This window comes from Pseudomonas sp. KD5 (assembly GCF_012932895.1).
Taxonomy (GTDB): domain Bacteria; phylum Pseudomonadota; class Gammaproteobacteria; order Pseudomonadales; family Pseudomonadaceae; genus Aquipseudomonas.
In genome coordinates this window covers 72,967-98,770 of record NZ_JDWJ01000015.1, presented here as the reverse complement: position 1 = coordinate 98,770, position 25,804 = coordinate 72,967, and the positions used below count along the sequence as shown (strand labels likewise).

The window sequence follows — 25,804 nt, the reverse complement described above, 5'->3', positions numbered from 1 at the left end:
CCTCCTACGAGTCTGTGCTCGGAGTGCCAGTGCCGCTGCCAATGTAGGTTTTGTAGAGCTGAATGATCTGCGGGCCGGAATCGGTAGACGGCGAGGGGCCGGCCACGTTGTCGCCTTCGCACTCTTTCACGAACTGGCCGAAGATCTGCGATTCCGTGCCGCCGTTATTCATTGGCTGCACCACGAAATAGCAACCGAAACCCAGGACGGGGACCGAGGTGGTGCCGCCCTGTTTACCGGTGCAGTCGCCCACCACGATTTTCAGCATCCGACGCTCGAACACCCCACCGCTCTGACAGCCACTGCCGGACCCGGCCACACACGCGGCAGTGCTCGCACGCCAGTCGTTGTAGTCAAATATCGCGTTGGTACCCGCCGTGAGATTACCGTTGGTTGAGGTGACGGGCTGCCCCTTGTACTGCATTGGTGGGGTGACTGAGGCGTCGTAAGTGATCGCAGGGGTGCTGGACGTCGTCACCAGGTCTGGCGGATAGTCCGAGGCACTGACCGGACCGTTATAAATGCCGAAGCGCGTATTCAAACCTTGAGAGGTAGGGCCGACCTTGTTGCCAGGAGCAGTCTGGACGTTTTGCCCGACGTTGCGACAGACCTTGCCACCTCCAGCCAGGTCATCCCTGACTGTACTGCCGCCCGAGCCAAAGTCGAGCAACTGGAAGTTACCTGGGCCAATGGGGGACGAATTACCGGCAGCTGTCTTCAGTACCTGCAAATCACCAAACTGGAAGCCCCAGAACATGCCGGTGGCCGGGTTGTATTTGGTCGGGTCGCCACAGACCATCAAAGGTGCGAGATCACAGGGGCTGGCAGGGCTGGGACCGGCAGTGGCAATCGCCGCCACTGCTTTGGTCCCCAGAGCGCCGAATGCCTGGGCGAAGTTCCAGAAAAAACCCGTCAGGCTATAGCTCGGTACCGATACCCGAACGTATTTGGCATCTGCCGGCCCGGGATAGGAGAACGGGCCATAGACTTTGCTGGAAAGTTCCACCACTGCAAATGCGCCTGGGTTGCCGGCGACCGCCGTTGCCAATTCGGTATTGCCCGTAGCATTGGCATTTTGCGTCAGCGTGTTGAGCGCGGCGGTGCGTGTCGCGCTGGCCATGTTGGCAGCACCTTCCACCTGAAGCAGGGTTTTGGCACCACTCAGGGCGGCAGCGTCTACCGCATTCTGCAGGCGCGTTTTGTTCAGCAACATGTGTCCGCCGTCCAGCGCCAACGCCGCCATCATCGCCATCGCCGCCAACGCGATTACCATCAATACGCTCACCGATCCTTCCTGGCGCCTTGGCGTCGCAGTGAACGGCTGCTGAATACGAAGATTCATCATCAAGCCCTCGTTTGCCGATACTGATCCGGATCGGCTCCGCCAATACCTTGGTGCCCAGGCACCCCTACCGCCCTGTCAACGAACTTTCACTACACTGGTCTGGATCCCACGGATGATGGTGAGAGCCCCGCCACCGTCGCCACGTTGCACCACGCGTTTTTGCACCGGGGCGGCGGCCACAACCATGGGGGCCGGTGCAACAGGCGCAGCGGTCACGATTTTTTTCTCGGAGTTCAGCGGGTTGCGCAGGGTCAGTTGCAGTTTCCCTTCGGTTTGCGCCGTGACCAGGGTTTCAGCCTCTGCGGTTGTCATCTCCAGCGTCACTGCACGCACCACCACCGGTTGGGTCTTGTCGGTACCCGCCGTCTGGTCCACCGCCAGCACTCGCAAGTTCTCGAGGATGGTCCTGGACACGGCGCTGTTACTGCCGGCATTCGTGGTTTTGGTCGCCAGTACATCGACCCGGTTACCTGGCAGGAGGAATCCGCCCACACCGACCACATCGTCCACGCGTACCGATATGGCACGCTTGTCTGTGGCAATCAGAGAGGCCAGGGTACTGCCGCCCAAGTGCTCGCTCAGACGTGCACCGCGCATGACGTCGCCACGCAAGATGTCGAACGTTGCGATCTTGCCCACGGCCTTGTCGCTGGAATCGAGCGCATCGTCCGGGATCGTGTCCATGGGCATGCGCACGGTCGTGACCTGTTGGGCCTCGACCATCTGCCCGAAGGGGATTTCTACCGTGGCAACCACCACGCTTCGAAGATGGTCATCTGGCGTGGCATTGAGCCGGGCGCTCAGCCAGGAGTCGGCCATCCATGCTGCACCAAGGCCCATGACCAGGGAAACGCCTATCAGGGGAAGAGTACGAGAGCTCATGTCAGTATCTCCGTATCAAGAAAAGTCGAGCTGGACGAAGTAGTTGTGCCAGGCCCATTCCAGCTCCTGTGGCGACAGGTTCCCGGAACCGCCCTGGTAACGCTGACGATCGAGGGCCATGTTCAGGAGATCGCGGGGATGGCAAGGCACCAGGGGCATGCCTTCACTTGCATAAAGCCTTTGCAGTACATAACGCAGCAGCAACGGGTCAAAAGGAATGCCCAGACGCTCGCTTTCCTGACGCCAGATCTTTTCGTACTCCTCGGGCTTCAGGTAACCGAACTGCAGCTTGTAGCCAATCCGCCGCAAGAAGGCCTCGTCAGCCAGTTCCAGGGGATTGAGGTTGGTGGAGAACACCAGAATCAGATCGAATGGCAGCTCGCAATGCCGACCACCGCCCAAATTGAGGAAGTCGCGCTTCTCCTCCATCGGTACGATCCAGCGATTGAACAGCTCGGCGGGTGCCATGCGCTGGCGACCCATGTCATCGATGATGAACAGGCCATTGCTGGCCTTGAGCTGCAAGGCGGCCTGGTACTGGCGGGTGAAGGGGTCATAGCGAACATCCAGCTGTTCCATGCTCAACTCACCGCCCGTAATGACGATCGGGCGTTTGCAGCACAACAGTCGACGATCGATCCCTTCGTTGAGCATCAGATTGTTCTGATGGCCGTTTTCATCCAGCCGCTGATGCACCTGCGGGTCATAGATTTCGATCACCGACTCGTTGATCACGATGGCATGCGGCACCCAGATGGCCTCGGCGAACAGACGAATCAACCGACTGCTGACATAGGTCTTGCCGGTACCCGCGGGGCCATAAATCATGATTGCGCGCCCGGAGTTCAGTGCCACACCCAGTTGATCGAGCATCCCCTCCGTGAGCACTACGCCGGTGAGGGCCTTGTGCATATCGCTTGAGCTGATGCGACCATGGTGAATGGTCTGGATTTTGATCAGGGAACGGTAGGTGCTCACCGGGAAAGGGGCTGCGCCGATATAGCCGCTACGCGACAGGGCATCGCGGGCGGCACTGCGACCGCGTTCGGTCAGGCTATAACGCAGCATCTGCCCACCGGTTTGGCCCATCTGACCAAGTACTTCGATACGGCCATCCTTGCGCAGGAACGCCAGGACTTCTTCAAGTACGGCGCCGGTCAGCGCCAGGCGTTCCACCAGCCGCGGCATGTCGAGCACGCCGGCGTCATACAAATGCTTACATACCAACTCGCCGAGAAAACTGTCGGTCAGACCGGTTTCACGGATTGTGCACGGCTGAGGAGCCAGTCGTTGCACCGCTTCCCGCTCATTGGGGAAGGCATCAGTATCAACCATGACGTGCATGACTAATCTCCCAACCCACTGGCAACGAGTTGCCAGTAGATGCTGCCCAGAGTGCCGAGCAAGATTGCAACTGCATAAGGAAAGGGCTTACCAGCCACCTCGTCCGCACTCGGCGCCAAGTAGGACCGAGCCTTGAGAATCAGCCAGTAACGCCCCAGTGTCTGCAACATCTGACCGTGTATCAACACGACCAGAAGACCGCACAGGCCGCCGAATACCAGACTGTATAGGGCGGCCCACAACGCGTAATGGACCGGTAGGAAGCTGCCAACCATGGCCATTAACTTGACGTCGCCAGCGGCCATGCCACCCACGGCATACATGGGCAGAAACAGCGCAAAACAGATCAGGATGCCCAACAGGCCGTCACCCAACCCGCTTATTCCACCTGAATAAATCTGGCCGGCTAATCCCAGAGCCAGGCCTACCAGGATCAGCAGGTTGGGAATGCGGTGGCGACGAATATCGCTCACCACCGCTATGCCCAGCAGCCCTATCAGCACACCAGTTGCCACCAGCTGCTCCATGGACATTGCAGCATCTCCCTCTCGGAAATTATCGTTACGCGCAAGCAGCACCACCACCAACGGCATTGCACAGCGCCGTGATTCGGGTATGTACGTTTGCTCCGAGATCGGTGAATGCGGCGGCGACAGCTACCGTAATCAACCCACCCGCCACTGCGTATTCCACAATGGTCAGGCCATCTTCGTCTTTGATGAACTTCAGTACCGAAGTCTTGATTGCTTGAATGATCATTTTGCCCACCTCACTCGAATGTTGTTTTTTCCGGAAGGCAGTACGTTCTGAACTGCCTGGATGCAACACTAGTCAGGGGCAAGGCATGGGCGTTAGGAAGATTTTGCACATCACTAGGACTTTTTTGCGGGCGCTTCCAAAAGCGGTTATTGGCCTTTGCAGAAGTAGCAGGAGGGGTAAAACAAGAGAGGGCTCGCGGAAACCACTGACTTCGATTTACAAGCGACGAGCGGCTGATACCTGGTTCATAGACGACACACCAACAGCCAGTTGCCTGGAACTGATTTCCAGGCAACGCATAGAGCGGACAGGACTAAAAATCGACTTTTTTATCAGGATTTAATCTGCAAAGTGATGGCACGTTAGCAATACTACTCAGCGAAGAGGGGCCCGTAGAACCGCAGAGTAGAGACATGACGTCCAACATGACCAGAAGGCCATCGCTGCTATGGTTCGATCTGACTCACGATCGTTCCACGAAGGAACTCATCGCGCAGTTCGAGGAGACTTGCGACTGCAAACTGGCGAAAAATTCCGTGCTGCCCAGCGGGGAACAGGCAGACATGATCTGCGTCCATTTCGATCGCCCCGACACCCCCGGTTTGAGGTTGTTGCTGGAGATCAAACGCACCACTCCTACCATCCCGATTACCATGTTCACCGTGCAGCACTCAGAAGAACTGGCCGTCTGGGCCATGCGCTCCAGTGTCTGGGAGTACATGGTGCTCCCGCTCACCAATGCCGAGAGGAAGCGCTACCTGACGGCACTGCTGCAGCTCTGCGAATTGCGCCGCAATGTCGGTCAGGACAAGACATTGCTGATCGACCACTCGCCCACTCTGCCCGATAGCATCCGCCTGACCTCCGGGCACCAAAAACACCAGGCGCTGAGCCATATCATGCTGTACATCGACCAGCACTTTCGGGACAGCATCGATCAGAGGGATTTGGCCAAGCGCTGCGGCATGACGACATTCCGCTTCAGTCGCCTGTTCAAAGAGGCCAATGGCGTCGGTTTCACGGATTACATCCTGGACAAGCGCATGAGTTTCGCCAAACAACTGCTCGACAACAGCCAGATGCCGATCACCAGCATCGGCTATGAGGCCGGCTTCAAGGATCCTTCCTACTTCGCCCGCGCCTTCAAGCAGTTCGTCAACTGCACGCCCAGCGAATACCGTTTGGCCAGCCAACTTAGAGCGGTAGCAGCGCAACCTCCACTGGAAGATACAACCATTGAAGCACTCGAAAGCCTGGTGCAGAGCCTTGGAAGTTGAGGCAGGTTTTTTACGCGCATAAAAAAACGCCGCTCAATGAGCGGCGTTTTTTGAATTTGGAGCGGGAAACGAGACTCGAACTCGCGACCCCGACCTTGGCAAGGTCGTGCTCTACCAACTGAGCTATTCCCGCAAATGGCGTCCCCTAGGGGACTCGAACCCCTGTTACCGCCGTGAAAGGGCGGTGTCCTAGGCCACTAGACGAAGGGGACACGCTGCCCGGAACACATGGTGTGTGTTTCGGTGCCCAGACCCGCATCCGAAGACTTGGTTCTGGTTTCACTCAGCCTTGCCCGAAAGCAACGCTGTTTAAAATTGGAGCGGGAAACGAGACTCGAACTCGCGACCCCGACCTTGGCAAGGTCGTGCTCTACCAACTGAGCTATTCCCGCATTGGCGTCCCCTAGGGGACTCGAACCCCTGTTACCGCCGTGAAAGGGCGGTGTCCTAGGCCACTAGACGAAGGGGACACACGTACAACATTCACTCCCTACCGCGTTTCGCTGTGTGCTTTACGCTGTAAGTGGCGCGCATTCTATGGATGGATTGAGGGGTCGTCAACCCCCAGATATAAATTTATTTAAATCAATGACTTCGCCCTGCTTTTAGCAGCGATTCAGGCTTTTATGTCGCCTGGCCTTTGGCGCCTATATTCTGGCATCCACCAAGACGCTATAGTCCATGCCGAGATGATGGCAATGTGCACCTCGCACGCTATTTACTTATAGAAGCGGCATTGCGGCCGATATAAGAAGAGCTATAGCCGATTCACTCGTCGAGCGGCCCTATGCGCCCATATGCCAAGCCAACTACACTCGACTCGAACGCGAACCCCATAAAGAGGTCTTACCGGTGACACCACTCATGATCACCCTGCTAGTCGTAGCCGGGATCGCACTATTGATCGCCATTGGCTACATGAACCATGTGGTGGAAAACAATAAGCTGGAAAAAGCCCGCACCAAGGTTGAACTCAACGACCGCCTGCGTCGCTGCGGCGAAATCACCGAGACCTTTCCCGGTCAGTTCATGACACCCGCACTCAAGCTGCTGTTGACCCGCCTGGAACTGAACGTCTGCCAGCGCCTGCTCAACCTGGAAAAAACCAGTGCCACGCTAAAGGCACGGATTACCGAGCTGAGTGCCTTGGTTGCCCAAGGTGAATCGATCCCGGTCAACAACCCGCCGGCACCGATCCAGACCGAAGCCAAGGCCAAAGACGTGCGCTTCCTGCTGGAAGCCATTCATGGCCAGATCACCCGCGCCGCACAGGACGGTTTCCTGCCAGCCAACGAAGCCAAGCGCTGGATCCGTGAAGTGCGGCACATCCTGGTCCTGCTGCACATCGAATTCTTCAACAACCTCGGCCAGCATTCCCTGCAACAAAACCAGCCAGGCCAGGCCCGCCTGGCCTTCGAACGCGGCGTGCAGTACCTGCGCAAACAACCGGAGCCCCAGGTCTACAGCGAACAACTCGAGTACCTGGAGAAACTCCTGGCCCGCGCCAACGACCAGGTCATGGACAAGATCGCCCCGGTTGAAGGCGAAGTGAACCAACTGACTGAAGGGCTCAAAGACGTCGAGGCGGATGCCGACTGGAAGAAGAAAGTGATCTACGACTGATCATGCAAATACTGAAAAGCCACCGGGTCAGGTGGCTTTTTTTTGCGTTGGGATTGATGGCCGCCAGAATCAATAGATTATCCGGACGCAGCCCGAGCCTTCGGCAGCTGCTACAGCTTGAAATGCCCCACCATCCCCCTCAACTCACTCCCCAACTGCGCCAGTTCAATACTCGACGCCGCATTGCCCTGCATCGCCAATGAAGACTGATCCGCACTGGCGCGAATGCTCGTGACGCTGCGATTGATCTCCTCGGCCACCGAGCTCTGCTCCTCCGCAGCCGCCGCAATCTGCTGGTTCATCTGCTGAATCAGCGACACCGCCGCCGCGATACTCCCCAATGCACTTTCGGTCTGCAACGCATCGCTCACCGCCAGCTTCACCAACTCGCCACTGCTCTGAATCTGCTGCACCGACGACTGCGCCGCCGAGCGCAAGGCACTGACCAGACGTTCGATTTCCTCGGTCGATTGCTGGGTTCGCCTGGCCAGCGCCCGAACCTCATCGGCCACCACCGCAAAGCCCCTGCCCTGCTCGCCGGCGCGCGCCGCCTCGATGGCCGCATTGAGCGCCAACAGGTTGGTCTGCTCGGCAACGCTTTTGATCACGCTGAGCACTGTGCCGATGTTCTGGATTTCTGCACTGAGGCTTTCGATGCTGGAGCTGGCCGAGGTGGCGGAGTCCGCCAGTTGCTCGATCCGTGCCATGCTCTGACGCACCACCTGCTGACCGCTTTCGACCTTGTCGTCGGCAGTCTGCGCCGCCTGGGCGGCTTCCTCCGCGTTACGTGCGACGTCGTGCACCGTGGCGGTCATCTGGTTCATCGCGGTGGCGACCTGCTCGGTTTCTTCTTTCTGGCTGCTGACTTCAAGGTTGGTCTGCTCGGTCACCGCCGACAGCGATTGAGCAGAGCTAGCCAGTTGTTCGATACCGGCCTGCAAACCACTGACAATGCTGCTGAGCCCGGCACCCATTTGCTGCATGGCTTGCATCAACTGGCCGATCTCGTCACGGCGGGTCACCTCAATCGTCGCGCTCAAATCCCCCGCGGCGATCTGCTGGGCAACGCGGATCACGCTGCGCAACGGTGCGACGATCAACCGGGTAATCACCCACGCGGCAATCAGCCCGACCAGCAAGGCCAGCGCCGAGGAACCGATGATCAACAGCGAGTTCTTTTTCAGCTCTGCCTGCATCGACCGGTCTTCGGCAACGTAGGCCTGATCTACCCGTTCCACCACTTGCGCGGCGCGCTGGTGGAGTTGCTCGGAGACAGTTTTTTCCTGCGCCAACAGGCCGGTGTACTCGGCGAGTTTTTCAGTGAAACTGCCGATATGACCGGACACTTCATTGAGGACCGTCTGGTAACCCTCATCCTTTACGGTAGCTTTCAACTGTTCGGCCTGGGCCAGCGCTTGGTCGGCTTGTTCGATCTTGCCCTGCCCGGCACTGTCGTCGCCCTTGCGGCTCTGATCCAGGCGTACGTGCGCTTCGTTCATGGCCTGCAACATCAGCCGCGAAACCTGGCTGACCTGATTCGCCTGCTCGATGAATTGCGCGCCGTCCTTGCCCTCGGACTCCTTCAAGGCATAGGTGCCATCATCGCTAAGCCCGGCCTGCAGCACATCGAGGTTATTGGCCACACTGGACACCGACCAACTGGCCATTTCCAGCGCCAGATCCTTGGCCTGACTCAGCGAGACGAACTCGTCAAAGGCCTTGCGATAAGCCCCCAGAGACTGTTCGACGTCATTCATGACCGGCACGTTGGCTGCGGACTGAGCCTTGAGCTCGGTCGCCAGCGCGATCAACGCGTCTACCCCCGCGTGCAAGGCGTCCACGGTTTTCGGGTCGCCGCGCAAGGCGTACTCCTGCTCAAGCAGACGCACCTTGAGCAAACCGCTGTTGAGCGACGACATCTGCTTGAGCCCATCGAAGCGATGACTGATGGTTTGCAGGGACCATACGCCGATGGCCGCCACCAGGGCTGTCAACAGCAGCACCAGTACAAACCCGACACCCAGTTTTTTCGCCATACCGAGGTTGGCAAAACGTCCTTGCACGGCCGAAATCATTGCGCTTAGTCCCCTGCCATTGTCTGTGAATGCAGATTCGCAACGGGCTTGTGCCAACACAAGTCTCTGGCGTCGGAATAATGGCCAAAAGCTACGCCAGCGTCGTTTTCAGAACGTTTGAGGTCGATCCCGGGCCGTAGCCTGAAAAAATGCCCGAGCACGAGGATCACAGGCATAGGCAACGTTGATGCGCTGCCAGTCATGAGCCTCGCCGGTAGGGCTGAATGCCGTTGCGCAAGACAGCAGGATGCCGAAGCGTCGCGCCTGAACCTGCACCTGTACGGCGTCGGACTTGCGCGATCGCGCCCAGATGAACAGGCCTCCTGCGGGTTTGCCGAAAACCTCCCATTCCGCGTCTTCAAGCACCTGCAAGGCCGCGTCCCTGTCGGTGCTCAAACGCTGGCGCTGACGCTGCACCAATTTGCGATAGGCACCACTGGCCAATAAAGAAGCCAGCACCGATTCGCAGAACCGTGAAGCCCCCATGCTGCTGATCATCTTGACCTCAGCCAGTCGCGCAATGACGTCGGCACCCGCCACGACAAAGCCGACCCGCAACGAACTGCTGAGGGTTTTGGAGTAGCTGCTGACGTAGATCACGTTGTCATCGATACCCAGTGCCGCAAGACGCGTCCCGGGACCGCGGTACAAATCCGCATAGACGTCGTCTTCGATCACCAGTACGCCATGGTTTCTGGCCAGCTGCAGAACCTGCCGAGCCACGCCCAAGGTCAAACTGCTGCCGGTGGGGTTGTGATAAAAGCTGTTGATGAACAAGCCACGGGGTTTGTATTTCAGCAACAGTGCCTGGAGTGCTTCGGTGTCGGGTCCGTGAGGCGTTCGTGGGACTTCGATCATGCTGACCCCGTGCAGCCTGAGCAAATCGAACAGCATCGAATAACCGGGGTTCTCCACCACCACGCAATCGCCCGGTTTGAACAACGTGCGCACGATCAGGTCGAGCCCATGACTGGCACCCGCCGTGGTGAGGATTCGACTTTCATCCACCGCGATATCCAGCTGTTTCAGTCGTTTGAGGATCTGTTGGCGCAGGGCAAGCAGGCCCAGCGGTGTGCTGTAGTTGAACAAACCGGCCATGTCGGTGCGGCTGACTTGGCGTATGGCATAGCTCAGGTCGTCAGTCTCACGCCAGCTTTCGGGTAATCCACCGCAACCCAGCTTCAGATCGCCCGCGACGCCATTCTGCTGCTCAACCCCCTCGACCCAGGAAAAATCCCGTTGCCCGTGAGCGGCAAGCTTCGTTGCCGCGACAAAGAAACCCGCCCCGCTACGCGTCGCCAGCACACCTTGAGCCACTAACCGTTCACAGGCCTCGACAACACTGGATTGGCTGAGCAGATTGATCCGCGCGATTTGCCGCACGGAAGGCAAACGCGTCCCCGGCGACACCTCGCCACGATGGAGCCATTCGGTCATCGCGTCGACGATTTGCTGCACGACCGGCACCAATGCCTGTCGATCGATTCTCAACTCCATGAGCAAGCAAACTCCTGTCTGTTTTGCGGAAAACAGTTAATCACAGGAGCGCTCGACAAGATGTGCGACAAAACCGCCAAAACCGTCGATTCTAACCATTTGAAACACAATGCCCGGTGCTTTCACGGAACCTGGCGCCGAATGATAAAAACCTGGAGCGGGCTTGTGTGGCGAGGGGGCTTGCCCCCGTTCGGCTGCGAAGCAGTCGTAAATCCAGACAACTCGGTCCGTCTGGACGGGCGCCGGGGGCCGCTTCGCGACCCAACGGGGGCAAGCCCCCTCGCCACACAAGCCCGCTCCCACAACATCCACAGATTCCAAACCATCGCGGCCTGGAAAGAGTTAAAACGCCGTAACCCCACCATCCACCGCCAGCGAATGACCGGTGGTGAACGCCGCGCCGTCGCTGCACAGGTACAGCACCGCGCTGGCAATCTCCTCGACCTTGCCGATACGTCCGACAGGGTGCATGGCATTGGCGAACTCGCCCTTCTTCGGGTCCGCTTCATAGGCACGACGGAACATGTCGGTGTCGATCACCGCCGGGCATACCGCATTCACGCGAATCTTTTTCTTGGCGTATTCGATGGCCGCCGATTTGGTCAGGCCGATCACCGCATGTTTCGAGGCGGCGTAGATGCTCATCTTCGGCGCAGCCCCCAGGCCGGCGACCGAAGCGGTATTGACGATCGCGCCGCCACCCTGGGCCAGCAGCAATGGCAACTGGTACTTCATGCACAGCCAGACGCCTTTGACGTTGACGCCCATGATCGCGTCGAACTCATCGAGCGTGCCCTCGGCCAGTTTGCCTTTCTCGATTTCGATGCCGGCATTGTTGAAGGCATAGTCGAGACGGCCGTAGGCATTCACTACCTCGTCCATCAGATTTTTTACATCGCTTTCCACAGTGACATTGCAGCGCACGAAGGTCGCTTCACCGCCGGCAGCGCGAATCAGCGCCACAGTGCCTTCACCACCGGCCACGTCCAGATCGGCCACCACCACTTTCAACCCTTCGGCGGCGAACGCCAAAGCGGTTGCGCGGCCAATCCCATTGGCCGCGCCCGTCACAACGGCGACCTGGCCGGAAAACGTCATGCTCATTGTTATGTCCTCGAAGAGAAGAATGTGGGGAGTCACGTGTTTTCAGTTAGCCACAGTGCCCTGTGACACGGCAGCACTATCAGAAGGCCGGTTGGGCGCCCATGAGTGGCAGTGATGGAACCACCGCCCTGACTATCACTGCACTGGATCGATGTGCATTCGCCGTGTCAGCCAACCTTGCAGCATCGTCAATGAAGGTCTATCAACAAGACTTCATTCACCTTGAGTGCCTGTCATGACTACCCAGACCAATCGCCAGTTCCTGCTCGCCAAACGCCCCGTGGGGCCAGCTACCCGCGAGACGTTCACCTATCAAGAAGTACCGGTCGGTGAGCCAGCGGCAGGTCAGATCCTGGTCAAAAACGAATACCTGTCCCTGGACCCGGCCATGCGTGGCTGGATGAACGAGGGCAAGTCCTACATCCCGCCGGTCGGCATTGGCGAAGTCATGCGCGCACTGGGCGTAGGCAAAGTCATCGCCTCGAACAATCCGGGCTTTGCTGTCGGGGACTACGTCAACGGCGCCTTGGGTGTGCAGGATTACTTCCTTGGCGAGCCGCGAGGTTTCTACAAGGTCGATCCGAAACTGGCGCCGCTGCCGCGTTATTTATCCGCACTGGGCATGACCGGAATGACCGCCTACTTCGCCCTGCTCGATGTCGGCGCGCCGAAAGCCGGTGACACCGTGGTGTTGTCGGGTGCGGCCGGCGCGGTGGGCAGCATTGCCGGGCAAATCGCCAAGATCAAAGGTTGCCGGGTGGTCGGCATCGCCGGCGGCGCGGACAAGTGCAAGTTCCTGATCGATGAGCTGGGTTTTGATGGTGCCATCGATTACAAGAACGAAGACGTGATCGCCGGCCTCAAGCGTGAATGCCCGAAAGGCGTCGACGTGTATTTCGATAACGTCGGCGGCGATATTCTCGACGCCGTGCTGAGCCGCCTGAACATGAAGGCACGGGTGGTGATTTGCGGTGCCATCAGCCAGTACAACAACAAGGAAGCGGTCAAAGGCCCGGCCAACTACCTGGCGTTGCTGGTCAACCGCGCGCGGATGGAAGGCTTCGTGGTGATGGATTACGCTGCGCAGTTCGCCGCTGCCGGGCAGGAAATGGCCGGCTGGATGGCCAAGGGGCAGCTCAAGAGCAAGGAAGACATCGTCGAGGGACTGGAAACATTCCCGGAGACGCTGATGAAGTTGTTCAGCGGCGAGAATTTCGGGAAGTTGGTGTTGAAGGTTTAACCCAATATCTGAAAAGAGCACAAAACCCTGTGGGAGCGGGCAAGCCCGCTCCCACAGGGTCCGTGACGCTTAAGCGATTTCTGCGACGACCGCCGCCAACGCCTTGGCCGGATCCGCCGCCTGGCTGATCGGACGGCCGATCACCAGGTAATCGGAACCGGCATCCAGCGCCTGACGCGGCGTCAGGATGCGGCGCTGATCGTCCAGGGCACTGCCCGCCGGACGAATCCCCGGCGTCACCAGTTGCAACGACGGGTGGGCGGCTTTCAAGGCCTGGGCTTCCTGGGCAGAGCAAACCAGACCGTCCATCCCGGCCTTTTCCGCCAACGCAGCCAGGCGCAGCACCTGCTCCTGCGGCTCGATGTCCAGGCCGATACCCGCCAGATCCTCACGCTCCATGCTGGTCAGCACGGTCACGCCGATCAACAGCGGTTTCGGGCCGCTGCGCTGATCGAGCACTTCACGGCAGGCGGCCATCATGCGCAGGCCGCCGGAGCAGTGCACATTGACCATCCATACGCCCATTTCCGCAGCCGCCTTGACGGCCATGGCGGTGGTGTTCGGAATGTCGTGGAACTTGAGGTCCAGGAACACTTCAAAGCCCTTGTCGCGCAAGGTGCCGACGATTTCCGAAGCGCAACTGGTAAACAGTTCTTTACCGACTTTGACCCGGCACAGTTTCGGGTCCAGTTGATCGGCCAGCTTCAGTGCGGCGTCACGGGTGGGGAAATCCAGGGCGACGATGATAGGCGTCTGGCAGGCGGACATGAGTGGGCTCTCAGGCAAGTCGAAATCGGCGCGCATTGTAGCGGAACCAGCGCCGCTGCGGGACCCGATGATCGGTAATTCGTCGTCGCGGCTCAGGCAAGACTAGCTGCTGCAGCAATTGTGTCGACCCCGATACACACACGACACGCCCACAACACCCTTCAACGCTACCCTCGTCAGCCGCAACAAGTCCTACAGCACTTCCCGCCTCACGGCCGGACGCCTATGCTGAAGCCACAACCTCGCAGCCTATCTTTGTGGTTGGCAGCCTACCTGGCAGATGAACGCACGCATGCACAACTCCCCAGCACCTCTGAACGACGATCAAAAAGCGCCGGCCGATGACAAACGCTGGAGCATTCGCGCCCTGATCGTCGACGATGACGTTCCGATCCGCGAACTGATGATCGACTACCTGGCCCGTTTCAATATCCACGCCAGCGGCGTCTCTGATGGCGCCGCCATGCGTCAGGCGCTGCAAGCCGAGCATTTCGATGTGGTGGTGCTCGATCTGATGCTGCCGGGCGAAGATGGTTTGTCGCTGTGCCGCTGGCTGCGCGCCGAATCGGACATCCCGATTCTGATGCTCACCGCCCGCTGCGAACCCACCGACCGGATCATCGGCCTGGAACTGGGTGCCGACGACTACATGGCCAAACCGTTCGAACCACGGGAACTGGTCGCCCGAATTCAGACCATTCTGCGTCGGGTGCGTGACGACCGCACCGAACAGCGTGCGAATATTCGCTTCGACAACTGGCGATTGAACAGCGTGTTGCGCCAGTTGATCGCCGCCGATGGCCTGGTGGTGCCGCTGTCCAACGCCGAATTCCGCTTGCTTTGGGTGTTCATCGAACGGCCGCGCCGGGTGCTCAGCCGCGAACAACTGCTGGACGCGGCGCGCGGTCGCTCGATCGAAGCGTTTGATCGCAGCATCGATCTGTTGGTGTCGCGTCTGCGCCAGAAACTGGGCGACGACCCGAAAGCCCCGCAGTTGATCAAGACCGTTCGTGGTGAGGGTTATCTGTTCGACGCACGAGACATCAGCTGATGCGTGCGCGCTTCGATACGCTGTTCGGCCGCCTGTTCGGCGTGCTGTTGGTGGCGATCGTACTGGCGCACTTGTTAGCTTTTTTATGGTTCAAACATTACGGGCCGCCCCCTCCTCCCCCTCCGCCGCCGGGGTTTTCCGAGCACTTCGAGGGCCCTCCCCCACCAATGGACCCGCGTTTCGGCAATCGACCACCGCGGCCATGGTTCGGCGGGCCGCTGGTGCCACTGACCTTTCAGTTTGTCTCGCTGATCATCGCCGCCTGGTACGGCGCCAAGCTATTGACCCGCCCGATTCAGCGCCTGAGCGACGCCGCTGAGCGCCTGAGTGAAAATCTCGACAGTCCGCCGCTGGATGAGTCCGGCCCACGGGAAGCGCGGCAAGCGGCGCACACTTTCAACCTGATGCAGAAACGCATTCTTGAACAAATGCAGCAACGTTCGCGCATGCTCGGCGCGGTGTCCCATGACCTGCGCACACCGCTGTCGCGGCTCAAGCTGCGGCTGGAACAGATCGACGATGAGAAGCTGCAAGGCCAGATGCGTCAGGACCTGGACGACATGATCGGCATGCTCGATTCCACCCTCACTTACCTGCACGAACAGCGCACCAGCGAGGCGCCACAATGGATGGACGTGCAAGCGCTGGTGGAGTCCCTGAGCGAAAACGCCCAGGATCAGGGCGCCGACGTCCAGGCCTGCGGCCATTGCGCCCCGCTGCAGGTTCAACCGATGGCTTTGCGCTCGTGCATCAACAACCTGCTGGACAACGCCTTGCGTTATGCCGGGGACGCGCTGATCACGCTTGAGGACAGTCGCGAACAACTGGTGATCCGAGTCATTGACCATGGCCCGGGTATCGCGGCGGATAAACGTGAAGCGGTGTTTGAACCGTTCTTTCGCCTGGAAGGTTCGCGTAATCGCAATTCCGGCGGCGTCGGTCTGGGCATGACCATCGCCCGGGAAGCCGCGGAGCGTTTGGGCGGACAGTTGAGCCTGGAAGAAACACCCGGCGGTGGTCTGACCGCCGTCATCCGCCTGCCCCGCGTCTAAGCCTGCCCCCACAGGATCGGGGGGCTAACTCGATAAGCTGTGTGTACCCATCGGTACAAATCCCACATACCCACGACAACTTGCCCCTTGAGGCTGCATGAACCGGTGCACCCACCGGTTTCCCATTCCAAGGAGTGAGCACAATGATCGGTAGTGTCAGCAGCTACACGAGCTATACCAGCACCAGCAGTACCGCCACCAACAGCGCCCGCAGCCAGCAATTCCAGAAAGAACTGCTCGCCAAACTCGACAACAACAGCGACGGTGCGGTGGATCAGGATGAGCTCAAGAGCGCCCTGTCGCAGAAATCCGACGATGGTCTGCTGGTCAGCCTGAGCAAGAACTTCAGCGACCTGGACAGCGACGAAAGCGGCAGCCTGAGCAGCGAAGAAATGGCCGCGATGGCCCCTCCATCGCCACCGCCGCACGATCAGGCACCGAACACCGAGCTGGCCGATGCGCTGATCAGCGCGCTGGACACAGACGGCGACGGCGCCATCAACAGCGATGAGCTGAGCAATGGCCTGACCAGCACCGGCAGCACGGCCGACAGTTCGGAAATTTTCTCGGCCCTGGACAAGAATGAAGACGGCACCGTCAGCCAGGAAGAACTCGCCGCCAGCCTGACCCCGCCGCCACCGCCACCTCAGCAGATGTCCAGCGAAGAGCTGTTCAGCCAACTCGATACCGACAGCGATGGCAGTGTCACGACCACGGAACTGAGCAGCGCGTTGCAGGCGAGCGACAGCACTTCATCGACCGCCACCGACACCAGCGCCGCGTTGCTCAAAGTACTCGATAGCGACAGCAGCGGTGGCGTCAGCAGCGATGAACTGAAAGCCGTCCTGCAAGCCGGCCGCGAGCAGAACTCCGACAGCTCCACCCATCAGTTCAACGTGACCGAAGCCCTGAACAAAATGATCGCCAACCTGAGCAAGCAGTATTCGCTCGACAACGTGGCGACCGTGGGCAAACACCTGAACGTGGCGACCTGAGTCAAAAAACTTCGCGGCCCTAAGACCCAACAAAAAACTTAGGGCCGGCGATCTTCAACCCGGGCCTGGCTCTTGCTCCAATCGGTCAACAGGCTGTAAGCCACTGCCAACAACGTCGGGCCGATGAACAGGCCGATAAACCCGAACGCAATCAACCCGCCAAACACCCCAAGCAGCACAATTACCAACGGTAAATTCCCGCCCCGGCTGATCAGGTACGGCTTAAGCACGTTGTCGACCCCGCTGATAATGAACATGCCCCAGATCCCGAGGAACACCGCCATTCCGTACTCACCCTTCCAGGCCAGCCACGCCGTGGCCGGAATCCACACCAATGGCGGCCCCATCGGAATCAGGCTCAACAAGAAAGTCACGATCCCCAGTACCAGCGCCCCAGGCACGCCGGCAATCAGGAAGCCAATCAACGCCAGCACCGCCTGCGCCGCCGCTGTACCGATCACCCCGTTGACCACCCGTTGCACGGTGCCCGCCACCAGTTCGATGTAATACCCGGCGCGGTCGCCAATCAGCCGCTCCAGCAACCCATGGACAAACACCGCCAAACGCGGCCCGTCCCGGTAGAAAAAGAACACAAACACGATACTCAGCGTCAACTCGAGGATCCCGCCACCAATCTGCGCACTGCGTGCCAGCAACCAGTTACCGACCTGACCCAGATAGGGCTTGATCGCCAGCATCATCGCCGCACCCTGCTGATCAATGCTGTTCCAGATCCCTACCAGCCGCTCGCCGACCAAAGGAATACTGCCAACCCAGGCCGGCGCTTCGGGCAGACCATCGACCTGCACATCCTTGATGAACGCCGTGGCATCTCGCACGTGATCCGCCAGGTTGAACCCCAGCCACACCAGCGGCACCGCCACCAGCAGCATCCAGCCGAGGGTCAGTAACAGCGCCGCCAGGGATTCACGACCATTGAGCCAACGAGTCAACAGACGCATCAACGGCCAACTGGCAAACGCCAGCACCGCGCCCCAGAACAGTGCCGACCAGAACGGCGCCATTACCCATAAACTCGCGCCAAACAGCACCAGCAGCAGGATCTGCACCAACAGCCGATCGTTATTGACCATGTAAGATCCCGAAAAAAGTCAGTCCGTAAAGAGTAGGCAAATGCGCAGAACGCATTCGCCAAATGAAGCTTATCGCAACAGTTCGAAGTGCAGGCCAGAGCCTTCGACGCTGCCGGTTTCCATCCGCGCCGTGCGCACGCCCTGGCCGATCAGCGCCTGGCGCCAGGCTTCGGCACTGGCTCCGGAAATGCTGACTCGCAGTGTGGTGTCCAGGTTCAGGCCTCGGGAAATCAAACGCAGCCAGGTATCGTCAGGGTCGCCGTCGAGTTTGGGGAAATCGAGTTTCCCGGTGCTTTTGAGCTGGCGCAGCAACGTCGCGGATGTCGGCAGCAAATCCCCCAACGGCGCCGAAGCATCGAACTGTTCGACGTGCAGATAAGCCCTGCGATTACCGCGAGTGATGCTGTAAAGCGCCACCAGGGTGTTGTCTTGAGGGGCCGCCAGACGCAGCAGCAAATAAGCCTGCTGATTATCGGCGCCATAGAGCTTGGCGTTACCGAAGACTTCATTGGCCCACAGGCTGCTTTCCCCACAATCCCGGGCCTGACACCAGAACAACAGCTCGGCGCCCTGCTTCTGCAAGGCTTCGCGGGCGGCGGTGAAGGCATCGGTGGAGGAATGCTCCGGTGGCAATTCGTAGGTGACCGAGGTGGTTTGACCGCGAGCGGTGACCTGGCCGTCGAAACGCAATTGGCCGCTGATCTTGCGGATCGAACCCAGCGGGTAAATCCGCTCGAGTTCCACCGTCGGGCGATAGTCGACGATCTGCGCATCGGTCATGCGCGGCACGATAGGCAGGTCCTGACTGCCAGGAATGTCAGCAGCCAATAACCAGGGACTGAAACTGCATAGCGCCAGCAGAGTGAGTGAACGCATGGACAGGCTCATCGGATCAACATGGCCTGGGCACCCTTGATGACACTGGCATCATCGATGCGCTCCGGCACCCGCAAACCGCGCTGCACCGCAGGGCGCGCCTCGAGGGCGGCCAGCCAGCGCTGCAAGGCCGGCAAGCCGTCCACCGAGACACCGGACCAGTCATGACCACGGACCCACGGAAAGGTCGCGATATCGGCAATGCTGTACTCGCCCGCCAGAAACTCCACGGCTTGCAGACGCGTGTCGAGCACTTCATACAAGCGTCGGGTTTCATGTTGATAGCGATCGATGGCGCCCTGGAGCTTTTCCGGGAAGTAGCGGAAAAACACGTTGGCCTGGCCCTGCATCGGGCCGATGCCGCCCATCTGAAACATCAGCCACTGCAACACCACCGAGCGCCCTTTCGGATCCTGGGGCAGCAGTTTGCCGGTCATCTCGGCGAGGTAAATCAGAATCGCGCCGGACTCGAACACGGCGAAATCGCCATTGGCGCGGTCGACAATCGCCGGAATCCGGCCATTGGGGTTGATCTTGAGGAACTCCTCGGACTTCTGTTCCTTTTTGTCGAAACTCAAGGCATGCACCGTGTAGGGCAGGCCGAGCTCCTCGAGCACGATAGAGACCTTGTGGCCATTCGGGGTCGCAGCTGTGTACAGATCTATCATGGTTGTCTCCCATTTCAACCCGCCCAGCCTCGACAGTTGCCCGACGCAAGTCAAGGAACGGCGAAGAACCGATTGAAACAGTCTGCGACAAGACCGGCACCGGGTTCGTCATTGAGGTGCAAGTGATGGCCGCCAGGCAACTGTTCATGGCTAAAGGGTAGACGCTCCAGCAACTCGGGATGTTTGGCGAGCATGCCGTCAGCCGCGACCACCAGGTGTGCAGGACAACTGACGCGCTGGACGAAAGCCATTGCCTGCTCAGTGGTCAGACGCAGCGGCGACGGCAGCGTCAGGCGGCTGTCGGTGCGCCAGGTATAACCGCCCGGCACCGGCATCAAGCCGCGCTGGGCCAGCAGTTCAGCAGCTTCGCGACTGACCGCCACCAAGCCTTTCATGCGCGCTTCGATGGCCCGGTCGAGGGTGTTGTAGACCGGTTTTCGTTTTTCCCGCAGGTCCAGCTGCGCTTGCAGGGCCATGCCCATGCGCTCGGCGGCGTTTTCGCCTTTGTCCGTAGGAGGAATGATGCCGTCGATCAACGCCAGGTGAGTCACCCGCTCCGGCAACGAGCCAGCCAGCACCAGCGAGACAATTGCCCCCAGGGAATGCCCCAGCAGCGCAAAACGTTTCCATCCCAACTGCTCGGCCACTTGCAACACGTCGTGGGCGTAGTCCCACAGCGCGTAACCGGCGCCGTTCGGCCGATGCCCCGAGTGACCGTGCCCGGCCATGTCCAGCGCGATGATGCGCAAGCCGTTGAGCTTCGGCGCCAACCGGGCAAAGCTGTTGGCGTTGTCCAGCCAGCCGTGCAAGGCAATCACCGGCAAACCGTCCTCGGGACCGAACAGGTGCGCCGCCAACTCGATATGCGGCAGGCTCAGGCGAACTTCTTCAACAACGCTGCTCATGCGCAATCCTGTTGGCGGCGACTGTCCCAGCGACTGAACAGATTCTTCAGCAGCGTGGCCGTGTCTTGTGGACGTTCGAGGGGAAACATGTGGCCACCGGGCAGGGTCAAGGACTCGCCCAGCGGCATGCGCCCGACGGATCGGGCGTGATGACGCATCACCACGCGGCTCTTGTGCCCGCGAACTACTGCCAGCGGCACTTTCAACTGTCGCGCGCGGCCAGGGCTGGTGTGCGGTACGCCGCGGTAGATGCTGATTTCCGTGGCCGGGTCGAAACGCAGGCGCAGCTTGTCGCCGACCTTTTGCAAACCATGTTGAAGATAGGCTTCGAAGCATTCCGGGTCGAAGCCACGAAACAGGGTTTTACCGGCGAAATACAGGCGGGCCGCTTCCAGATCGGCGAACTCTTCCCGTCGTCCCAACGTGCGACCGGCCGGGGTCAGGCGATCGATGAAACCAAAGCGTTTGGCGGCACGGATCACCCATTGATCGGTGCGGGTCAGCACCGGTGAATCGAGCATGACCACGCCGCGATACAGCTCAGGGCAGCGCAACGCGGCGTGCAGGTGCAGCACGCCGCCGAAAGAGTGGCCGACGCCCCAGACCGGCTCCGGCTGCTGCTGGAGGTGATGAATCAGCTCATCCACCAGATTGTTCCAGTTGTCGTCCGCCGGAAAACGCGGGTCATGGGCGTGCTGCTCCAGATGCGCCACCTGGTACTCGGGCGCCAGCGCCGCGAACAACTTGCTGTAGGTCCCCGAAGGGAAGCCATTGGCGTGGGCGAAAAATATCTGTTGCGGCATACCGACGGATCCATGTGCGAAAAACAGACGTTGATTGTCCGTAAGACGGCGTCCTACAGCAATGACCGTAACTGACAGGAATGATGACAGTCGGGTCAGGGCTATGGCGGGGGAGCAAGAATGCCCCCTCGCCTTGCTACACAGACCATGCCGAAACTCATCGCGCCGGCGGTTTCTCCCCCAACGGCACCACCGCCATGGTCAGCCGCGACACACAACTGGCCTTGCCCTCATCACTGGTCAAGCGAATATCCCAGACATGGGTGGTGCGCCCGATGTGAATCGCCTTGGCCACCGCCGTCACCCGCCCGCTGCGCAGACCGCGCAAATGGTTGGCGTTGATTTCCAGGCCCACGCAATAAAACTTGCTGGCGTCGATGCACAGGAAACTGGCCATCGAGCCAACGGTTTCGGCCAGCACCACCGAAGCGCCGCCGTGCAGCAAGCCATAAGGCTGGTGCGTACGGTGGTCGATGACCATGCTCGCGGTCAGCGACTCGTCATCGAAGGCTTCGAAGCGAATATCCAGCACTTCGCCGATGGTGTTTTTCTGGATAGCGTTCAACTGCTCGATGTTGGGAGTGGTGCGCCACAGAGTCATCGTTGCGTTCCTTTGTTGGTGTTGTTCGTGACTCAATCCTGCCACAGCACCGCCTCGCTGCGCGCGCTCCATTCTTCGAAGCGCGCACCGTAAGCCGCTTCGATCATGTTGCGCTTGATCTTCAGGGTCGGTGTCAGGAAGCCGTTTTCCACCGCCCAACTGTCCTTGACCACCACCAGCCGATACAAGCGTTCATGCCTGTCGAGGACGCCGTTGACCTCCTCCAGCAGTTGTTCCAGGCTTGAATGCAAACCCGCCCTCGCCGTCCCGCTGGCGTCCTGCTGACCGACCGCCGACAACACGCACAACCCCAGTGGCGCGCTCAAACCATCGCCGACCACGCACACTTGTTCGATCCGCGAATGCACCGCCAGACGATTCTCGATTGGCGCCGGGGCCACGTATTTGCCTTTGCTGGTCTTGAAGATTTCCTTCAGGCGCCCGGTCAGGCGCAGGTTGCCCTCTGCGTCTTCCTCGCCCTTGTCACCGGTGCGCAGGAAGCCGTCCTCGGTGAGGGTTTCGGCGGTTTTCAAAGGCTCCTTGAAATAGCCGAGCATGGTCGCGCCACTGCGCACCAGCACTTCGCCGGACGGCTCGATGCGCACCTCGACCTCCGGGCAGGGCTTGCCGATCCAGCCGGGGTTGTTTTGACCGGGCAGGCCGATGTGGGAGTAACCGCAGCTTTCGGTCATGCCGTACACCTCCAGCACGTCCAGCCCCAGTTTTTGGTACCAATGCAACAAGGTCTGCGGCACTGGCGCCGCGCCGGACAAGGCGATGCGCAAAGCGTCCAGCCCCAGCCCGGCGAGGACTTTGTGCCCTACCCGTTTGCCGATGAAAGGCAGGCCGAGCAGGAAGTCGAGGCGTTTTGCCGGGATCTTGCCGTACACGCCCATCTGGAATTTGGTCCAGATGCGTGGCACGCCGAACAGCGCGGTCGGTCGGGCACGCTGCAAATCGGTGAGGAAGGTGTCGAGGCTCTCGGCGAAAAACACCGTTTGCCCGGTGTAGATCGCTGCCAGCTCGACGAACATCCGCTCGGCGACATGGCACAGCGGCAGGTAGGACAGCAGGCGATCCGACTCATTCAGGCCAAACAACCGGGTGCCATGGGTGGTGGCAAATCCCAGCGTGCCGAAACTGTGCATCACGCCTTTGGGCTGGCCCGTGGTGCCAGAGGTGTAAATGATGGTTGCCAGTTGATCGGCGGCGGGTTTGGGGTCGTCCTGAATCGGTGAGCTGCGTTGCAGGTCGGCCCAGCTGAAATCGAAAGTGCCCACCGGGCACAGCGGCAGGCTGATGGTCGGCAGGTCAGGCCTAATCCCGACGGACATGCCCGGCCAGTCATCCAGCTTGCCGATGAACGCCAGTGTAGCTTCAGAATGATCGAGCACCTGGGCCACGGAATCGGCGGTCAGATTGGGGTACAGCGGCACCGAGACATGCCCGGCCATCCAGATCGCCAGGTCGGCGATGATCCAGTGGGCACAGTTTTTCGAGATCAATGCGATGTGGCTGCCTTGCGGCAATTCGCGAGCCCGCAGCCAGTGGGCGGCACAACGCGCCTGATGACCGACGTCGGCCCAGGTCAGCGTCTCAACCTGGCCACCCCCTGTCGGCTGGACCAGAAAGCGCTGGCGCGGATGACGGGCTTCGCGCTCGTAGAAGACGTCCAGTGGCAAACGAAAAGCAGCAGACATGCGACTTGCTCCCATATTTCTGGTCTGGAGCAAGCGTAGTCAACCAAGCAAGTGCTTGGTTGACTATTTCACACAAAAATCAGCGTTCTGTGGGAGCCGGTTATGGGGTTTTGATGCCGTTGAGCTTCATCGCCCCAACCAGCAGCTCGTCGCCCTCAAGCTCCGCCAGCCCGGCGGTGCCGACTCTCTCAGGGTCTTGCACGTGACCATGCTGCAAATAGCCCAGCAGGTTACCGACCAGCGGGTTGTGGCTGACCAGCAGCGCGTGATCCACGGAAACCAACTGCTCCGCCACCGCTTGCGGATTATTGTCGGGCGTCAGCCATTCGACGGTGCGAATCTCCGGTGCAAAACCCAGTTCCTTACGCACCAGCATTGCGGTCTCCTGTGCTCGCAGGTAAGGGCTGGCATAAATGGCAGTCAGGTGTTTGCCCTTCAATTTCGCCGCGATGCGCTTCACCTCTTTGCGCCCCTTATCGGTCAGGGCCCGCTCGGAGTCCGGGCGGGTACCGTGAGGTTCGGCTTCACCATGACGCAATACCCAGAGTTTCATAGTTTCGGTTCCTCATCTCGGGCCGGATGCGGCGCCGGCGCCACAACGTGCGGGGCTTCACCTTCCGGTGTACGCGGCGCTGGCCAGTCGGCGAACGGCCAGGGCTTCTGGTCGCTGTGAAAGCTGCCGAAACGACCGATCTGCGCCAGAAACTGGCTCAGGCTGTCGCCGAAATTCATCAGGCTGGCGCTCGGTGCGCCATATATCAAACGATAGATCAGCTGCACCAGCACCACCGCGCCGAGGATCAATTGCGCCACTTGCCAGACCAGCACATAGACAATCATCCACAGCACCCGCAGCAGGATGGATTCGTACTTGCCTTCTTCTACTTTCGGATCGTTCATGTCTGTCTCGCTCCCTGCTCGTATCGGTTAAATGCTTAGAAACCACTGGGGGAAATAAAGTCCACGTCGGTTTTCGGTTCGCCACGCATCAACAACCCAATCACCTGATCAAGCGTGCGCCCTTCGAACAGAATCGCGTGCAATCCGGCGACCAGCGGCATGTACACGCCTACTTCCTGAGCCTTGGCCTTGAGCACCTTGAGGGTATTCACGCCTTCGGCCACTTCGCCCAGACGCGTCACCGCGTCCTCCAGGCTCAAGCCCTGGCCAAGGGCAAACCCGACCTGGTAGTTGCGGCTTTTCGGCGATGAGCAGGTGACGATCAAATCGCCGACGCCCGCCAGCCCCAGGAACGTCATCGGGTTGGCACCCTGACTGACCGCGAAGCGGGTCATTTCCGCCAGCGCCCGGGTAATCAGCATGCTCTTGGTGTTTTCGCCCATGCCCAACGCCACTGCCATGCCGGCGATGATGGCGTAAACGTTTTTCAGCGCCCCGCCCAGCTCCACGCCAAAGCGGTCGGCGCTGGCGTATACACGAAAGGTCCGGCCATGCAGCGCGGCCTGGACCTGCTGGCAAAGGTCTTCGTCTTCGCTGGCGACCACCGTGGCGGTCAGCGCGTGTTCGGCGATTTCACGGGCCAGGTTCGGTCCCGACAGCACGCCGATGCGCGCTTGCGGGGCGATGTCTTCAAGAATCTGGCTCATCAGCTTGAACGTATGGGCTTCGATGCCTTTGGTCAGGCTCACCAGCATTTTGCCGCTCAGAAGCTGAGCGTAAGGCGCCAGCACCGAGCGCAGCGCGCTGGAGGGCAACGCGACGAAGCACAGGTCGCAGGCTTCCAGCGTGGCTTGCAGGTCTGTGACTGCCTCCACCGCCGGAAGAATCTTGATGCCTTTGAGGTAACGCGGGTTCTCGCGATTGACCCGAATGGCCTCGGCCTGCTCGGGGTCACGCATCCACAGCCGCACCTGATGCCCGTTCTCGGCCAGCAGATTAGCCACGGCGGTACCAAAACTTCCGCCTCCCAGGACCGCAATTGGGCGCTGTTCAGTCATATGCAATCCGTTAATCCATACCAGTGGCGATGCCCGCATTATACGGAGCGGCCCAGTGGCGGCCAGCCCCGACATCAATTACCGGCACTTGTAGGAAGAAGACCAAGAAAACCGAGGAAAATGCCCACAACGTGACTGGAAAAGTCATTGCGCTCGGTTAACATGCGCGCCAATTAATCGCTATCAA

At 59.9% G+C, this 25,804-nt stretch carries 25 protein-coding genes, 4 tRNA genes and 1 pseudogene; 6 read left to right on the top strand and 24 right to left on the bottom strand.

Annotation, left to right across the window (positions count from 1 at the left end):
- Positions 1 to 4: 4 nt before the first annotated feature.
- From AF70_RS26720 to AF70_RS26700, 5 genes are all read right to left on the bottom strand, one after another.
- Positions 5 to 1,345 (bottom strand): Tad domain-containing protein, encoded by a 1,341-nt coding sequence (locus AF70_RS26720; protein WP_028938925.1) that lies wholly within the window; start codon positions 1,343 to 1,345, stop codon positions 5 to 7.
- Between the two features lie 75 nt (positions 1,346 to 1,420).
- On the bottom strand, positions 1,421 to 2,227 hold the full coding sequence (gene cpaB / locus AF70_RS26715; RefSeq protein ID WP_028938924.1) for a Flp pilus assembly protein CpaB: 807 nt from the start codon (positions 2,225 to 2,227) through the stop codon (positions 1,421 to 1,423).
- Between the two features lie 15 nt (positions 2,228 to 2,242).
- A complete protein-coding gene (locus tag AF70_RS26710) occupies positions 2,243 to 3,571 on the bottom strand; it encodes an ATPase AAA (protein WP_028938923.1) in 1,329 nt (442 codons plus the stop codon).
- Between the two features lie 2 nt (positions 3,572 to 3,573).
- On the bottom strand, positions 3,574 to 4,104 hold the full coding sequence (locus AF70_RS26705; protein ID WP_028938922.1) for a prepilin peptidase: 531 nt from the start codon (positions 4,102 to 4,104) through the stop codon (positions 3,574 to 3,576).
- A gap of 28 nt (positions 4,105 to 4,132) precedes the next feature.
- Positions 4,133 to 4,330, bottom strand: coding sequence for a Flp family type IVb pilin (locus tag AF70_RS26700; RefSeq protein ID WP_028938921.1), 198 nt, complete (start codon positions 4,328 to 4,330; stop codon positions 4,133 to 4,135).
- Between the two features lie 413 nt (positions 4,331 to 4,743).
- Here AF70_RS26700 and AF70_RS26695 point away from each other — a divergent pair, with 413 nt between their 5' ends.
- Positions 4,744 to 5,607, top strand: a complete 864-nt coding sequence (locus AF70_RS26695; protein ID WP_028938920.1) for a DNA-binding response regulator — start codon at positions 4,744 to 4,746, stop codon at positions 5,605 to 5,607.
- Between the two features lie 57 nt (positions 5,608 to 5,664).
- On the opposite strand, the gene AF70_RS26690 is transcribed toward AF70_RS26695, so the two are convergent.
- The 4 genes from AF70_RS26690 to AF70_RS26675 all read right to left on the bottom strand — a co-directional run bounded on the left by AF70_RS26690 (position 5,665) and on the right by AF70_RS26675 (position 6,077).
- A tRNA-Gly gene (locus AF70_RS26690) sits at positions 5,665 to 5,740 on the bottom strand.
- Between the two features lie 3 nt (positions 5,741 to 5,743).
- A tRNA-Glu gene (locus AF70_RS26685) sits at positions 5,744 to 5,819 on the bottom strand.
- Between the two features lie 104 nt (positions 5,820 to 5,923).
- Positions 5,924 to 5,999 (bottom strand) — tRNA-Gly (locus AF70_RS26680).
- A gap of 2 nt (positions 6,000 to 6,001) precedes the next feature.
- Positions 6,002 to 6,077: transfer RNA gene (locus tag AF70_RS26675), tRNA-Glu, on the bottom strand.
- A 394-nt stretch (positions 6,078 to 6,471) separates the two neighbouring features.
- Here AF70_RS26675 and AF70_RS26670 point away from each other — a divergent pair.
- The gene (locus AF70_RS26670; RefSeq protein WP_019581205.1) at positions 6,472 to 7,230 is read left to right on the top strand and encodes a hypothetical protein; all 759 of its coding nucleotides are present in this window, start codon (positions 6,472 to 6,474) and stop codon (positions 7,228 to 7,230) included.
- Positions 7,231 to 7,340: 110 nt separating this feature from the next.
- On the opposite strand, the gene AF70_RS30140 is transcribed toward AF70_RS26670, so the two are convergent.
- The 4 genes and pseudogenes from AF70_RS30140 to AF70_RS26655 form a co-directional block, all read right to left on the bottom strand.
- Complete coding sequence (locus AF70_RS30140) at positions 7,341 to 8,204, bottom strand: methyl-accepting chemotaxis protein (protein WP_371929213.1); 864 nt, start codon at positions 8,202 to 8,204, stop codon at positions 7,341 to 7,343.
- Positions 8,202 to 9,266, bottom strand: a pseudogene (locus AF70_RS30135) (HAMP domain-containing protein); the annotation flags it as partial. The pseudogene AF70_RS30135 and the gene AF70_RS30140, both read right to left, overlap by 3 nt.
- 147 nt (positions 9,267 to 9,413) lie before the next feature.
- Positions 9,414 to 10,802 carry a PLP-dependent aminotransferase family protein gene (locus tag AF70_RS26660; RefSeq protein WP_028938918.1) on the bottom strand — a complete coding sequence of 463 codons (1,389 nt, stop codon included), beginning with the start codon at positions 10,800 to 10,802 and terminating at the stop codon, positions 9,414 to 9,416.
- A gap of 342 nt (positions 10,803 to 11,144) precedes the next feature.
- Positions 11,145 to 11,906, bottom strand: a complete 762-nt coding sequence (locus AF70_RS26655) for an SDR family oxidoreductase (protein WP_018926266.1) — start codon at positions 11,904 to 11,906, stop codon at positions 11,145 to 11,147.
- Positions 11,907 to 12,141: 235 nt separating this feature from the next.
- On the opposite strand from AF70_RS26655, the gene AF70_RS26650 reads away from it, so the two are divergent.
- A complete protein-coding gene (locus tag AF70_RS26650; protein WP_018926267.1) occupies positions 12,142 to 13,146 on the top strand; it encodes an NADP-dependent oxidoreductase in 1,005 nt (334 codons plus the stop codon).
- 69 nt (positions 13,147 to 13,215) lie between these two features.
- Here the strand turns inward: AF70_RS26650 and pyrF are convergent, their stop codons facing one another.
- Positions 13,216 to 13,914, bottom strand: coding sequence for an orotidine-5'-phosphate decarboxylase (pyrF, locus tag AF70_RS26645; RefSeq protein WP_167331181.1), 699 nt, complete (start codon positions 13,912 to 13,914; stop codon positions 13,216 to 13,218).
- 292 nt (positions 13,915 to 14,206) lie between these two features.
- Between pyrF and AF70_RS26640 the strand changes: the two genes are divergently transcribed.
- The 3 genes from AF70_RS26640 (at position 14,207) to xopAW (ending at position 17,012) form a co-directional block, all read left to right on the top strand.
- Positions 14,207 to 14,965 carry a response regulator gene (locus tag AF70_RS26640; RefSeq protein ID WP_019581208.1) on the top strand — a complete coding sequence of 253 codons (759 nt, stop codon included), beginning with the start codon at positions 14,207 to 14,209 and terminating at the stop codon, positions 14,963 to 14,965.
- Positions 14,965 to 16,017 (top strand): HAMP domain-containing sensor histidine kinase, encoded by a 1,053-nt coding sequence (locus AF70_RS26635; RefSeq protein ID WP_028938917.1) that lies wholly within the window; start codon positions 14,965 to 14,967, stop codon positions 16,015 to 16,017. Before AF70_RS26640 ends, AF70_RS26635 begins: the two co-directional genes overlap by 1 nt.
- 143 nt (positions 16,018 to 16,160) lie before the next feature.
- Positions 16,161 to 17,012, top strand: a complete 852-nt coding sequence (xopAW, locus tag AF70_RS26630; RefSeq protein ID WP_028938916.1) for a XopAW family type III secretion system calcium-binding effector — start codon at positions 16,161 to 16,163, stop codon at positions 17,010 to 17,012.
- Between the two features lie 38 nt (positions 17,013 to 17,050).
- Here xopAW and AF70_RS26625 read toward each other — a convergent pair whose 3' ends face one another.
- The 10 genes from AF70_RS26625 to AF70_RS26580 all read right to left on the bottom strand — a co-directional run bounded on the left by AF70_RS26625 (position 17,051) and on the right by AF70_RS26580 (position 25,617).
- Positions 17,051 to 18,106: an AI-2E family transporter gene (locus tag AF70_RS26625; protein ID WP_019581211.1), complete on the bottom strand. Its 1,056-nt coding sequence runs from the start codon at positions 18,104 to 18,106 to the stop codon at positions 17,051 to 17,053.
- A gap of 69 nt (positions 18,107 to 18,175) precedes the next feature.
- Complete coding sequence (locus AF70_RS26620; RefSeq protein ID WP_019650391.1) at positions 18,176 to 18,982, bottom strand: DUF4892 domain-containing protein; 807 nt, start codon at positions 18,980 to 18,982, stop codon at positions 18,176 to 18,178.
- An 8-nt stretch (positions 18,983 to 18,990) separates the two neighbouring features.
- Positions 18,991 to 19,650 carry a glutathione S-transferase family protein gene (locus AF70_RS26615; RefSeq protein WP_028938915.1) on the bottom strand — a complete coding sequence of 220 codons (660 nt, stop codon included), beginning with the start codon at positions 19,648 to 19,650 and terminating at the stop codon, positions 18,991 to 18,993.
- 50 nt (positions 19,651 to 19,700) lie between these two features.
- On the bottom strand, positions 19,701 to 20,555 hold the full coding sequence (locus tag AF70_RS26610; RefSeq protein ID WP_018926275.1) for an alpha/beta hydrolase: 855 nt from the start codon (positions 20,553 to 20,555) through the stop codon (positions 19,701 to 19,703).
- Positions 20,552 to 21,358: an alpha/beta fold hydrolase gene (locus AF70_RS26605; protein ID WP_028938914.1), complete on the bottom strand. Its 807-nt coding sequence runs from the start codon at positions 21,356 to 21,358 to the stop codon at positions 20,552 to 20,554. The genes AF70_RS26610 and AF70_RS26605 overlap by 4 nt, the downstream gene beginning before the upstream one ends.
- A 157-nt stretch (positions 21,359 to 21,515) precedes the next feature.
- Positions 21,516 to 21,959, bottom strand: a complete 444-nt coding sequence (locus AF70_RS26600) for a hotdog fold thioesterase (RefSeq protein ID WP_019581216.1) — start codon at positions 21,957 to 21,959, stop codon at positions 21,516 to 21,518.
- Positions 21,960 to 21,991: 32 nt separating this feature from the next.
- Entirely contained in the window at positions 21,992 to 23,659 is a 1,668-nt protein-coding gene (locus tag AF70_RS26595; protein ID WP_028938913.1) for an AMP-binding protein, read from the bottom strand.
- A 100-nt stretch (positions 23,660 to 23,759) separates the two neighbouring features.
- Positions 23,760 to 24,212 carry a phosphohistidine phosphatase SixA gene (gene sixA / locus AF70_RS26590; RefSeq protein ID WP_018926279.1) on the bottom strand — a complete coding sequence of 151 codons (453 nt, stop codon included), beginning with the start codon at positions 24,210 to 24,212 and terminating at the stop codon, positions 23,760 to 23,762.
- Positions 24,209 to 24,559: a DUF4389 domain-containing protein gene (locus AF70_RS26585; RefSeq protein ID WP_018926280.1), complete on the bottom strand. Its 351-nt coding sequence runs from the start codon at positions 24,557 to 24,559 to the stop codon at positions 24,209 to 24,211. The genes sixA and AF70_RS26585 overlap by 4 nt, the downstream gene beginning before the upstream one ends.
- Positions 24,560 to 24,594: 35 nt before the next feature.
- Positions 24,595 to 25,617, bottom strand: coding sequence for an NAD(P)H-dependent glycerol-3-phosphate dehydrogenase (locus AF70_RS26580; RefSeq protein ID WP_018926281.1), 1,023 nt, complete (start codon positions 25,615 to 25,617; stop codon positions 24,595 to 24,597).
- Between the last annotated feature and the right edge of the window lie 187 nt (positions 25,618 to 25,804).